The 12,331-nt window shown below is 70.3% G+C and carries 13 protein-coding genes, 1 tRNA gene and 1 pseudogene; 12 read left to right on the top strand and 3 right to left on the bottom strand.

Annotation, left to right across the window (positions count from 1 at the left end):
• From G6026_RS05050 to G6026_RS05015, 8 genes and pseudogenes are all read left to right on the top strand, one after another.
• A partial coding sequence (locus G6026_RS05050) for a tyrosine-type recombinase/integrase (protein WP_182612407.1) occupies positions 1–270 on the top strand: 270 nt, incomplete at its 5' end.
• A 75-nt stretch (positions 271–345) separates the two neighbouring features.
• Positions 346–1,221, top strand: a complete 876-nt coding sequence (locus tag G6026_RS05045) for a ParA family protein (protein ID WP_017837670.1) — start codon at positions 346–348, stop codon at positions 1,219–1,221.
• On the top strand, positions 1,218–2,087 hold the full coding sequence (locus G6026_RS05040) for a segregation/condensation protein A (RefSeq protein WP_194305494.1): 870 nt from the start codon (positions 1,218–1,220) through the stop codon (positions 2,085–2,087). The genes G6026_RS05045 and G6026_RS05040 overlap by 4 nt, the downstream gene beginning before the upstream one ends.
• Positions 2,078–2,746 (top strand): SMC-Scp complex subunit ScpB, encoded by a 669-nt coding sequence (gene scpB / locus G6026_RS05035; RefSeq protein WP_107756362.1) that lies wholly within the window; start codon positions 2,078–2,080, stop codon positions 2,744–2,746. Before G6026_RS05040 ends, scpB begins: the two co-directional genes overlap by 10 nt.
• A 40-nt stretch (positions 2,747–2,786) precedes the next feature.
• Positions 2,787–3,512: pseudogene (locus tag G6026_RS05030) on the top strand (pseudouridine synthase); the annotation flags it as partial.
• A gap of 20 nt (positions 3,513–3,532) precedes the next feature.
• On the top strand, positions 3,533–4,252 hold the full coding sequence (gene cmk, locus G6026_RS05025; protein WP_347238069.1) for a (d)CMP kinase: 720 nt from the start codon (positions 3,533–3,535) through the stop codon (positions 4,250–4,252).
• Positions 4,249–5,706: a ribosome biogenesis GTPase Der gene (gene der / locus G6026_RS05020; RefSeq protein ID WP_182612406.1), complete on the top strand. Its 1,458-nt coding sequence runs from the start codon at positions 4,249–4,251 to the stop codon at positions 5,704–5,706. The genes cmk and der overlap by 4 nt, the downstream gene beginning before the upstream one ends.
• A gap of 68 nt (positions 5,707–5,774) precedes the next feature.
• A tRNA-Pro gene (locus G6026_RS05015) sits at positions 5,775–5,848 on the top strand.
• A 91-nt stretch (positions 5,849–5,939) separates the two neighbouring features.
• Here the strand turns inward: G6026_RS05015 and G6026_RS05010 are convergent.
• A complete protein-coding gene (locus G6026_RS05010) occupies positions 5,940–6,662 on the bottom strand; it encodes a hypothetical protein (RefSeq protein WP_194305495.1) in 723 nt (240 codons plus the stop codon).
• Between the two features lie 217 nt (positions 6,663–6,879).
• On the opposite strand from G6026_RS05010, the gene G6026_RS05005 reads away from it, so the two are divergent.
• The gene (locus G6026_RS05005; RefSeq protein WP_182612405.1) at positions 6,880–8,007 is read left to right on the top strand and encodes an ATP-binding protein; all 1,128 of its coding nucleotides are present in this window, start codon (positions 6,880–6,882) and stop codon (positions 8,005–8,007) included.
• Positions 8,008–8,086: 79 nt separating this feature from the next.
• Here G6026_RS05005 and G6026_RS05000 read toward each other — a convergent pair whose 3' ends face one another.
• Complete coding sequence (locus G6026_RS05000; protein ID WP_182612404.1) at positions 8,087–8,773, bottom strand: HEAT repeat domain-containing protein; 687 nt, start codon at positions 8,771–8,773, stop codon at positions 8,087–8,089.
• 145 nt (positions 8,774–8,918) lie between these two features.
• Positions 8,919–9,503: a TetR/AcrR family transcriptional regulator gene (locus G6026_RS04995; protein ID WP_182612403.1), complete on the bottom strand. Its 585-nt coding sequence runs from the start codon at positions 9,501–9,503 to the stop codon at positions 8,919–8,921.
• Positions 9,504–9,608: 105 nt separating this feature from the next.
• Between G6026_RS04995 and G6026_RS04990 the strand changes: the two genes are divergently transcribed.
• The 3 genes from G6026_RS04990 to G6026_RS04980 all read left to right on the top strand — a co-directional run.
• On the top strand, positions 9,609–9,995 hold the full coding sequence (locus G6026_RS04990) for a DUF1304 domain-containing protein (RefSeq protein ID WP_107756368.1): 387 nt from the start codon (positions 9,609–9,611) through the stop codon (positions 9,993–9,995).
• A gap of 57 nt (positions 9,996–10,052) precedes the next feature.
• A complete protein-coding gene (locus G6026_RS04985) occupies positions 10,053–11,096 on the top strand; it encodes an NADP-dependent oxidoreductase (protein WP_107756369.1) in 1,044 nt (347 codons plus the stop codon).
• Between the two features lie 90 nt (positions 11,097–11,186).
• Positions 11,187–12,331 (top strand): hypothetical protein (locus tag G6026_RS04980; RefSeq protein WP_107756370.1); only part of this gene is annotated, 1,145 nt, incomplete at its 3' end.

Here is a 12,331-nt window from a genome sequence, read left to right as displayed (position 1 = left end):
TTCCTCAACGCCCGCGGCGGGCGCATCACCCGGCAGACCCTGTGGAACGTGGTCTCGGCGTCCGCGGAGAGGGCGGGAGCCGGGCCTGAGGTCTCCCCGCACTCGTTCCGGCACTCCTTCGCGACCCACCTGCTGGACGGCGGGGCGGACATCAGGGTGGTCCAGGAGCTGTTGGGGCACGCCTCGGTCACCACGACCCAGGTCTACACCCTCGTCACCGTCGAGACGCTCCGTGAGGTCTGGGCCGAGTGCCACCCCCGGGCACGGTAACGTGACCGGGGACCGGCCTGGGCGCAGGTGACGACGCAGCGAGAGGAGACGCGGGTGGCGCAGGACTCTGGGACGATGGATCCCGCACTGTTCTCCCGCGCGGAACTCCTGGGCGCCGACGACCCGGCGGCCGGCGAGGGTTTCTCGGCGATCCCGGAGCCCCAGCCGCTCACCTCCCACGGTCCCGCGGTGGTGCTCTCGATGTGCAACCAGAAGGGCGGGGTGGGCAAGACCACCAGCACGATCAACCTCGCCGCCTCGCTCGCGGAATACGGCCGCAGGGTCCTCGTGGTGGACCTCGACCCCCAGGGCGCGCTGTCGGCGGGTCTGGGCATCCCGCACCACCAGCTGGAGCTGACGGTCTACAACCTGTTGGTGGACACCACCGTGTCGACCGAGGAGGTGCTGGTCCGGACCCGCGTGGAGGGGGTGGACCTGATCCCCGCCAACATCGACCTGTCCGCCGCGGAGATCCAACTGGTCAACGAGGTGGGTCGGGAGCAGGCGCTGGGCCGCGCGCTGTACCCGGTGCTCGACAGGTACGACTATGTGCTGATCGACTGCCAGCCGTCGTTGGGCCTGCTCACCGTCAACGCGCTGGCCTGCTCGGACGGGGTGCTGATCCCCATGGAGTGTGAGTACTTCTCGCTGCGCGGGCTCGCACTGTTGACGGACACCATCGAGAAGGTCCGCGACCGGATCAACCCGCGTCTGCACCTGTCCGGCATCCTCATCACCATGTTCGACCGGAGGACGGTCCACGCCCGCGATGTCCTCGGCCGGGTGGTCGAGGTGTTCGGTGACAAGGTCTTCGACACGCTCGTCACCCGGACGGTCCGGTTCCCGGAGACCACCGTCGCCGGCGAACCCATCACCACGTGGGCGCCCAGATCCGCGGGAGCGCAGGCCTACCGGGCGCTGGCTCGCGAGGTCATCCAGCGCGGTAGATGAGCGCTCCGGTGACCGGTCCGGTGAGCGGCGTCGGGGACACGCCCGGGGACCCGCCTGGGGGCGGTGTCGCCGAGGCCGAGGAAACGCGCGCGTTCACCGTCCACCTCACCAACTTCACCGGCCCGTTCGACCTTCTCCTGGGGCTCATCGACTCGCGCCGCCTCGACGTGACCGAGGTCGCCCTCCACATGGTGACCGACGAGTTCATCGCGCACGCCCGCGAGCTGGGCCGCGAGGCGGGCCTCGAGGAGGTCACCGAGTTCCTCGTGGTGGCGGCCACCCTGCTCGACCTCAAGACGGCGCGGCTCGTGCCGTCCGGCGAGGTCCAGGACCCGGAGGATCTGGCGCTGCTCCAGGCCCGGGACCTGCTCTTCGCGCGGCTCCTGCAGTTCCGGGCGTTCCGCCAGGTGGCCGAGCTGTTCGCGGAGCTGGACAGGACCGCCCGTCACTCCCATCCGCGGACGGCCGGCCCCGACGACGAGTTCCTGGACGTGTTGCCCGAGGTGGAGCTGGGGGTGGATGTGGAGCAGTTCGCCACCATCGCCGCCGTGGCGTTCCGCCCCCGTCCCGTGGAGGAGGTGGGGGTCGCCCACGTCCACACCCCGACCGTCTCCGTCCCCGAGCAGGCCGCGCGTGTCCTGGAGCTGCTGAGATTCCGGGGACGGGGCCAGTGGGTGGACTTCCGGGACCTGGTCTCCGGGTGCGGCGACTCCCTCGTCGTCGTCGCCAGGTTCCTCGCGCTGTTGGAGTTGTACAGGGCCCGCGCGGTCGCGCTCGCCCAGGACGAGGCGCTCGGTGACCTGTCTGTGAGTTGGACGGGTGAGGAGGCCGCCGAGGTGACACGCGGGAGGGACGAATGGATGTGACGGACGACGAGAACGGGCTCGACGACGACGCGTCACCGCCGCTACGCGCCCGACTCGAGGCGCTTCTGCTGGTCGTGGACCAGCCGACCGCCGAGGGGGCGCTCGCTGCCGCGGCGGACTCGACGCCTGCACAGGTGGCGGCGGAGCTGCGCGGTTGGCGGGATGACCTCACCGCCCGCGGCAGTGGGATCGACCTGAGGCGCACCGAGGAGGGATGGCGTCTCTACACCCGTCGTGAGTTCGCCCCGTATGTGGAGCGGCTGCTCACCGACGGCACCCGGTCCACCCTCACGCGGGCGGCACTCGAGACGTTGGCGGTGATCGCCTACCGGCAGCCCGTCACCCGGTCACGCGTGGCGGCGGTCCGTGGGGTCAACGTGGACGGGGTCATGCGGACCCTCGTGGCCCGCGGCCTGACCGTGGAATGCGGCACCGACCCGGACACGGGGGGCCTCCTGTATAGGACCACGGAGCTCTTTCTGGAAAGATTGGGGTTGACGTCGCTCGACGAGCTCCCGGACATCGCCCCGTTGCTGCCGGACGTGGACCTGGTCGACGAGATGAGCGACGACCCCGCGGAGGACCCGCGGATACCTCTGGGGCGGCGCAGAACCGCTGCGCCCGACCCAGCCCATGACCACCAGAACGAAGAGATGTGACTTACTCATGACTGAGTCCGCTGGCCGAGACGGCTCACCGGTACGACTCCAGAAGATCCTGGCCCAGGCCGGGATCGCCTCCCGCAGGGCCTCAGAGGACCTCATCGCCCGTGGGCGCGTGGAGGTCAACGGGAAGATCGTGCGCGAGATGGGCGTGAAGGTCGATCCCGCCACGGCCGTGATCAGGGTCGACGGCACCCGGATCGTCCTCGACGACGACCTCGTCTACCTGGCCCTCAACAAGCCCCGCGGGTACCACACCACGATGTCCGACGACATGGGCCGGCCCTGCGTGGGCGACCTGGTCGCCGACCGCGTGGATGCCGGGCAGCGGCTCTTCCACGTGGGTCGCCTGGACGCCGACACCGAGGGGTTGCTGTTGGTGACGAACGACGGCGAACTCGCGCACCGGCTGATGCACCCGTCGTACGAGGTGTCCAAGACGTACATGGCCACCGTGACGGGGGTCGTCGGCAAGGGTGTCGGCAGGACTCTGCGCGAGGGGGTCGAACTCGAGGACGGTCCCGCCAAGGTCGACCAGTTCTCGGTGCTCGACGTCCACGAGGGGCGGTCGCTGGTCAAGGTCGTGCTGCACGAGGGTCGCAAGCACATCGTCCGGCGTCTGCTGAGCGAGGTCGGCCACCCGGTCGAGTCGCTGGTGCGGACCCGTTTCGGCGCCGTCGCGCTGGGGGACCAGCGCGCGGGGAGCTTCCGCAAGCTGGGCCGCAGAGAGGTCTCGGATCTCTACTCGGCGGTGGGCCTGTGAGCGCGCCGGCAGGTCCGACCGTGCCGGACGGCGCCCGCCGGCGCCGGATCGCGATCGACGGACCCGCGGGCACCGGAAAGTCCACCCTCGCCCGCCTGCTCGCCGAACGGCTCGGCGGGGCCTACCTCGACACCGGTGCGATGTACCGGGTGGCCACGCTCCAGGTGCTGCGTGCCGGGATCGACCCGGAGGATGCCGCGGCGGTGATCGCCGCGTCCGCCGATCTGCCGATGGAGATCGGCACGGACGCGGGATCCGAACGCATCCTGCTCGCCGGGGAGGACGTGAGTGACGAGATCCGCACCGCCCGGGTCACCGCGGGGGTCTCGGCGGTCTCCGCCGTCCCCGAGGTCCGGGCCAATCTGGTCGGCCTGCAGCGGCGCCTGGCGTCCGGGGGCGGCACCGTCGTCCTCGAGGGCCGCGACATCGGCACGGTGGTGCTCCCCGACGCCGAGGTCAAGGTGTATCTCACCGCGAGCCCGGAGATCCGGGCCCGACGCAGGACGGAACAGGACCGCGCCGCGGGACGTGACGCCGACTACGACGAGGTGCTGGCGGCGGTGATCGAGCGTGACCGCAAGGACTCCACCCGCGCCGCGAGCCCGCTCCGTCCCGCGGACGATGCGATCGTCCTCGACACCTCAGACCTGACCCTCGACGAGGTGCTCGACCGGTTGGTCGCACTCGCGGAGGGCACCGACGCGTCGCACGGCGACGCCGCAGAAGGGAACACACGATGACCAGCAACGAGGAGTTCGACCTGCCCACCGGTCCGGCCGAGGAGACCGTCGAGGAAGGGTGGAACGACGACACGGACTGGGACGCCGTCGCCGAGGAGTGGGCCGACGAGATCGGCGCCGAGCTCGACGGAGTGGAGATCCTGCCCACCGTCGCCATCGTGGGGCGCCCCAACGTGGGCAAGTCCACGCTGGTCAACCGGATCATCGGCCGCCGCGAGGCCGTCGTGGAAGACGTCCCCGGGGTGACCCGCGACCGCGTCTCCTATGAGGCCCTGTGGAACGGCCGCACCTTCATGGTCCAGGACACCGGTGGGTGGGAGCAGGACGCCAAGGGCATGCACCGCTCCATCGCGCAGCAGGCCGAGATCGCGATGGGCACCGCCGACCTCATCGTCCTGGTGTGCGACGGGACCGTGGGCATCACCTCCGCGGACGAGACGGTGGCCAAGAGCCTGCGCCGCTCGAACACCCCGGTGATCCTGGCGGTCAACAAGGTGGACAGCGAGAAGGCGGAGCTCCAGGCGGCCGAATTCTGGGGGCTGGGCCTCGACCAGCCCTATGCCATCTCCGCCGCGCACGGCCGGGGCACCGCCGACCTGCTCGACGAGATCCTGCGCCAACTCCCGTCCAAGGCCCGGATGCGGGAGACCACCGACGTGCCGCGGCGTGTGGCGCTGGTCGGCAAGCCCAACGTCGGCAAGTCGAGCCTGCTCAACAAGCTCACCGGCGAGGAGAGGTCGGTGGTCGACAACGTCGCCGGCACCACCGTCGATCCCGTGGACTCGCTCGTCGAGCTGGGCGGCAAGATGTGGCGCTTCGTCGACACCGCCGGCCTACGACGCAAGGTCAACCAGGCCTACGGGCACGAGTACTACGCCTCGCTGCGGACGCGGGGGGCCATCGAGGCCGCCGAGGTCGTGGTGCTGCTGCTGGACGCCTCCGAACCGATCACCGAGCAGGACCTGCGGGTGATCTCCATGGTCGCCGACGCCGGCCGGGCGCTCGTGATCGCCTTCAACAAATGGGACCTGGTGGACGAGGACCGCCGGTACGACCTGGACAAGGAGATCGACCGGGAGCTGTCCAAGATCCTCACCTGGGCCTACCGGGTGAACATCTCGGCCACCACGGGCCGAGCCCTGGCCAAGTTGGTGCCGGCGATGGAGGGCGCACTCGACTCCTGGGACAAGCGGATCCCCACGGGTCCGCTCAACACGTGGATGAGCGAGGTCGTGGCCGCGACCCCGCCGCCGATGCGCGGCGGGAAGCTGCCGCGCATCCGGTTCTGCACGCAGGCCACCACCCGGCCGCCCACGTTCGTGTTCTTCTCCACCGGGTTCCTCGAGGCCGGCTACCGGCGGTTCCTCGAGCGTCGCCTACGCGAGACCTTCGGTTTCGACGGCTCTCCGGTCCGCGTGAACGTGCGCGTCAAGGAGCGCCGACAGCGCAAGTGACCAGGCGATTGGAGTGCTCCGACAGGCGTGCGCTAGTCTGATCCAGTCGCCGCGAGAGCGGTGGCGGGCGGGCTGTGGCGCAGCTTGGTAGCGCACTTGACTGGGGGTCAAGGGGTCGCAGGTTCGAATCCTGTCAGCCCGACGCTCGTACGACGATTCCAGGGGCGGTTTCCCACTCGGGAGACCGCCCCTGGGTCGTGTGCGCCCACGGTCGTTCCGCTCCGATATCGCTCCTAGGCGCCGTGCTCCGACGGGTGCGCGACACGGCTGCGGCCCACGGCGAGCCAGACCCCGGTGACGACGAGCCAGAACGGCATGAGGATCCCGGGCAGTCCGGGGACGCCGGACACCACGACGGCGCCGAGCGTGCCCACACCGAGGATCGCCGCGACCGTCCCGAGGATGCGGGAGACGTCCCGCTCCACCCACGCCATCCAGGCCAGCGCGAGCGCGGAGGCGATGAGCCCGGTCCACGGGATGTACGCCCCGAAGTCGGTCAGCATGTAGTAGACGAACAGTCCCTCCTCGCCGTACGCGCCCGCCTCCGGGCCGAGGTAGTTGGCCAGCGCACCTCGCCACCCGTACCCCAGGATGAGCGCTCCCGCGGACGCGATCAGGCCGATGCTCACGACCCGGGCGGCCGTGGAGCGGGTGAAGAGGGTCTCGACGTGTCGGCGCCAGGCTGCGGCGAAGACCATCAGGGCGAAGACGGCGAGCAGGCCCGCGAGGAATCCGACGCGGCCGATCGCGGGATCGAGGCCCACCACGTCGGCCGGGACGACGGCGTGGCTCTCGCCGCGGTTGATCGCCTCCACTTCGGCGTCGGGCCGGAGGTCTGTCGCGACGGTCCCTACCAGCCCCGCGGCACCGGCGAGCACCGCCCAGAGGGGCCATGCGGTGAACCGGCGGGGGTCGGCTGGAGCCGCGGGGTCGTCGACATGGGGCGTGGAACTCATGGGGTGACCTTTCGTGGGTCCGCGGGCGCGACGGCCGCGGCGGCCAGAGTCCCATCATTCCCACCCGGCCGGCCCCACGGAAGACCTACGGTGCCTCACCACCGGGCGTGGATGGGGGGCGTCGGACCGTTGGATCCCACGCTGTCGGATCTCCGAAGTCCCCCGAGTGGCGCCTGATCCGTGGGTTACGCTGGGCAATCAATCGAATGGAGACAGAATGACCGGGCTCGTGATCGGTACAGACATCGATGTTCCGGGGGCGTCCGTGACCCTCGACGCCCGTCGCTTCAACCGCCACACGTTCTGGTGCGGGCAGAGCGGTAGCGGGAAGACCTACGCGCTGGGCGTGGTCCTGGAGCAGTTGCTGCTGCACACCGAGCTCCCGATGGTCATCCTCGACCCGAACGCCGACTTCGTCAGGCTGCCCGAGGCCCGCGAGGATGCCGACGCGGCGGAGGCGGCCCGGCTCGCGGAGCTCGACATCCGGGTGCTGCGCTCATCGGGCGACTCGCCTGCGGGTTCGGGGGAGGGCACGGGTAACAGTCCCGCGGATCGGCTGCACGCCCGCTATGTCGACCTGACCCCGGCGTCCAAGGCCGCGCTGCTCCACCTCGATCCGATCGCGGATGCGGAGGAGTACAACGTATTGTTGCGGGCGGAGGTCCGTGCCGAGAGCTTCGACTCGGCGGGCGCGCTCACGGCGTTCCGGCAGTCGTCCGACCCGGGGGAGGTGCGGCTGTCCTACCGGATGGAGAACCTCCAGGTGCTCGAGTGGGACCTGTGGTCCAGGGGCGCCGGTTCGGTTGTCGACGTGATCGACCAACGACCGCGCGCCACGGTGATGGACCTCGGGGGCTTCACTCACCCGGCGGAATCCAAGGTCGCGGCACTGGCGGTCCTGGAACACCTGTGGACGCGGCGCGAGGACCGGAAGCCGATCCTCATCGTGATCGACGAGGCGCACAACATCTGTCCACCCGACCCTCAGACCGACGTCGAGCGTGCCCTCACCCGGCAACTGGTCCAGATCGCCGCCGAGGGGCGCAAGTTCGGCTTGTGGTTGTTGCTCTCCACGCAGCGCCCCAACAAGATCCACCCCAACGTGCTCTCCCAGTGCGACAACCTCGGCCTCATGAGGGTCAATTCGCCCAGGGACCTGAAGGAGCTCGCGGAGGTGTTCGGGTTCGCCGGCGAGGAACAGATCCGGCGCTCGGCGTCGTTCGCCCAGGGGCAGGCGCTCTTCGCCGGGGGTTTCCTCACCGAGCCGACGTTCGTGCAGATGGGCCGCCGGATCACCGAGGAGTCGGGCGGGGACGTGGGGGTGCCGCTTCGCGGCGACGAGTGAGATGAGGGTCGGCCCCTGGCTCCTGGCTCCTGGCCCCGGCCCCTGCCCACGGCTCCGGCCCCGGGGGAGAGGGCGGTCGTCACAGCAGCGCGGACAGTCGCTTCTTGCGCGTATTCTGTGTGACGATCCACTGGACGTCGGGGTCGTCGGTCGGTAGCTCGCGAAAGACCCTCAGCCCGGGCTCGGGATCCGCGGCCACGGCGACGCTCCAGCAGTACCCCAGCGCCTGGCGGAGGTTGCGGGCCGCGGGGTCTTTGCGCTGCGTCGGCGGCAGCGCCATGAGGCGGTCCGTGCAGCGTCGGCACACCTCGATGGCGACGGCCGCCGCCGGGGCGGTGCGCAGGAGGCGGGGTTCGCAGATGGCCACCACGGCGACGCGCTGGACATAGGACTCGGGATCCTCGGCCCACCGCCGGACCAGCTCGATCAGCACCTCGAGCGTGTCGTCACCGAGGAGTTGCAGACCGATGGCCACCCCCTCGCGAACCCGCCACCGGTCATCTGTCGCCAGTGCCCGGGCACGGTCCTCGCATTCCGCGGAGTCGGCTCTCGCCGCGAGGGCCGCGGCGGCACACATCGCGGGATACTCGCCGCCGTCGGCCAGCATCGCCTCGATGGCGCGCTCGCCCGCCATTCCGGCGGCGACGGTGAGTAACGAGAGGTTGGCGCGAGGTCCCGGGAGCCCGGACCGGGCCGACAGATACTCCGGCCACAGCTCGGGTTCCAGCGCGCGGAGATCGCTGCGTGATGACTGATCAGTCCCCATCGGTTGACGGTACGTCCGCCGCCGCGCCCCTCGCGGGGGTATGGCGCCCCGCGGCCACCCGTAGGGGGTGTCGCACCACCTGACGGTCCTCGTGTTGGCCAGGTGCGCCGGAATCAGGCCCTCGTGTAAGCCTGGTGCGCCGGAATCAGGCGTGGTCGTCGAGGAGGCGTCGAGCTGTGTCGATGCACTGCAGCGCCGCCACGGTGTCGACGCGGGCGAGCGCGAACGCCGCGACGATCATCGCGGTGCAGGCGTCGGCGAGCCGGGCGCTGGCTTCCGCCTCGTGCGTGGGGCGGTGAGCGAGGACACCGCGGCCGATTGCGGCACGGAGTTCCTCGCGATACGCGGCCACGACCTCGCGCACGGCCGCGTCCCGCGCGATCGGCGAGGTCGCCGAGTTGATGAGAAGGCACCCGTGGGCGAACGCCGGGGAATCGGAGTCGAGGAACGTGCTCCGCAGTCTGCCGAGGTAGACGACGATCGCGTCGGGCGCGACAGGGGTCGCGGCGAACGGCCGGAGCATCGGGCGGACCACCTCGTCGAGATAACTCTCGACCGCCGCGTCGAAGAGGCCGCGCTTGCTGCCGAAGGCGTTGTAGATGCTGGAGCGGTTCAGCCCGGTGGCGCGCTCGAGAGCAGGGATCGCCGCATCCTCGTACCCCGATTCCCAGAACACCTCGCGCGCGGAGCGAACGGCGGCGGCGGTGTCGAAACCCTGCGTGCGAGCCATGGTCGGCCTCCTTTTGTGAAATGCTCAGTCCAGTATATAGTGAAACGATCAGTTCAGAATATGCCGCTACACGGCACCACCCCATCGATCCGACGAGGTCACATCATGCTCATCTTCTCCCTTGTTCTCGCCGCCCTCGCGGCGCTGGTGCACGTCGTCATCTTTGCGCTGGAATCGCTGATGTGGACGAGCGCGCGCGCCCGGCGGGTCTTCGGAACGAGCCTCAAGGAGGCGAGGGCTACCCAGCAGATGGCCTTCAACCAGGGGTTCTACAACCTTTTCCTCGCCATCGTCACGGTGGCCGGAATCGGGTTCGTCCTGGCCGGCGTCGTGCCCGTGGGGGCCGCGTTGCTGATCGCCGGCGCCGGTTCCATGGCCGCGGCGGCGCTCGTCCTGTTCTTTTCCGCTCCCGACAAGCGGGGGGCCGCCCTCAAGCAGGGGCTGCTCCCGCTGGTCTCGGTCCTCGCCCTGGCCCTCTCGCTCGCGGTGTAGCGGCCCGCGCCGCCGCGGTCCCGCAACACGCACGCGTTCTCACCAGAAAGCCGAACCATGACCAACGTCAGCCACGCCGACACCGACACCGCAACCAGCACCCAGATCCAGCTCGCCGCGCGCCCCACGGGGTGGCCGACGCACGAGGACTTCCGCACCGCCACCGTCACCTACGGACCGGTCGGGCCGGGGGAGGTCCGGGTCTCGAACCTCTACGTCTCCGTCGACCCCTACATGCGGGGCCGGATGAACGATGCGCGTAGCTACACCGCCCCGTACGCCGTGGGTGCGACCATCACCGGCGGCGCGGTCGGCCGCGTCACCGCCTCCGCCGACGCTGCCGTCCCCGTGGGTAGCGTGGTGCTCCACCAGCACGGGTGGTCGGACGTCGTCCAGGCCGACGCCTCGACCTTCACCGTCGTGCCCGAGCTGGAGGGAGCCCCACTTTCGCTGTACCTCGGCATCCTCGGCATGACGGGACTGACCGGTTACGTGGGACTCACCGCGATCGCCCGCCTGGAGCCGGGGGACACGGTCTTCATCTCCGGCGCCGCCGGCGCGGTCGGCACCGCGGCGGGGCAGATCGCGCGACTCCTGGGTGCCGGTCGCGTCATCGGATCCGCGGGATCGCCCGAGAAGGTGCGGCTGCTCACCGAGAAGTACGGCTTCGACGCCGCGCTGAACTACAAGGAGGCGCCGGTGCGTGAGCAGCTCGGCGAACTGGTTCCGGAGGGCGTCGACGTCTACTTCGACAACGTCGGTGGTGACCACCTCCAGGCGGCGCTCGACGTGATGAACGACGGCGGGCGAATCGCGATGTGCGGGGCGATAGCGAGCTACAACGTCGAGGGCAGGACACCCGGCCCGGACAACATGGCCACCATCATCACCAGGGGACTGACCCTCACGGGCTTCACCCTCGGCCGCCACCTCGACCTGCGCGCCGAGTTCACCGACCGGATGACGGCCTGGTTCGCCGACGGAGAGATCGCCTACGACGAGACGGTGGTCGACGGCATCGAGAACACGGTCCACGCGTTCCTCGACATGATGCGCGGGGCCAACACCGGGAAGATGGTCGTGCGGGTCACGCCCGAGTAGCACTGGAGGCGGGCGCTCGGCGGAGCGGGCATCATGGAACCATGATGTCCAACGGCGGAGACCGCCGGAGCCGGGGAGAGGTGCTCGAGTATGACCAGTCGCGATCAGGACGGTGACGGCGAGGACGCCCGTGCCCGCCTGGTCCGCCGCGTCGATGAGCTGTGCACGGGCAAAGCCTCCACGAGCCGGGGCGAGCTCTCCGATCGGGCCGCCCTCCTGATCGCCTGTGGACTCGTCGACCCCCGGATCGCGGGGATCGTGCTGGCGCGTCTGCACCGCAACCTGCCCTTTCCCACGATCGGCGGTTTCCACCAGCTGCGGGTGATCGAGGAGCAGCGTCACGACCTCAGACGTCAGCTGGGAACTCCGTTGCCGTCGGTCCTGAGGATGGCGTTGCGCACGCGGCTGGCCGAACTCGATCGGAAGTACGTCGGCCTGCGCACCGGGTTCACCCGCGGCGCCGGAGTCTTCGCCTATCGGATCAAGGACATCCGCGCGGACCGTAAGCGCGGCGTTCATCTGGACCCGGAGGACCGGGGCCGGCTCTTCGACGCCCTCGCCTCCACCCCGACGATGGCGCCGGTGCCGATGGTGCCCCGGACCATGGTCGAGCTGGGGACCGCCGCAGCGGCCTACGGTCAGCGCGAGATGGGCCGGGTCGTCCTGCCCCACCGCGTCCAGGCGGTGGTGGATTCGCTGCCGTCGCTCCCGCGGATCCGCGCCGACAGCCGGCGCCTGCCCGAGATGTACACGGCACTGCTCCTCGAGGTCGGCGGGCTGTACGACCGGCTGATCCGCGCCTACGTGCGCGGGGGCCGGTCCGTCGAGGAGATCCGCCTGCAGTTCGATGCGGAGACCGAGCTGGTGGGGCTCGCCGGAGATCTCTGCCGCCTCCGCGAGACGGCGTCGACACCGGGATTCACCACCGCTCGGGACGGGTTCACCCTCCTGACCGGGATGGGCGCCGCGATCGACGAGGTCTGGGCGGAGGTCGTGGAGCGCGCGGTCGCCTTCCGCGAACTGGTGGAGTCCGTGGAGAACCGTGCCGAGGCCGCGGTCTCCGAGGCCGCGCGGCTCAACCACATCGCCCGTGAGAACGGGGTGAGGCCTCCGTCCACCGTGCACGCTCCCAGTCCCGCGGACCTCACGGCCGAGCAGCTTGCCGCCCGTGCCGGTGACCGGATGCTCTCCACCGAGGCGATGCGGAGGCTGCGCGGACAGATCGACCCGAATCG

Source organism: Dietzia sp. DQ11-38-2 (genome assembly GCF_014145055.1).
GTDB lineage: Bacteria > Actinomycetota > Actinomycetes > Mycobacteriales > Mycobacteriaceae > Dietzia.
The sequence above is the reverse complement of the archived record's forward strand: the minus strand, read 5'-3'. Positions and strand labels throughout refer to the sequence as shown.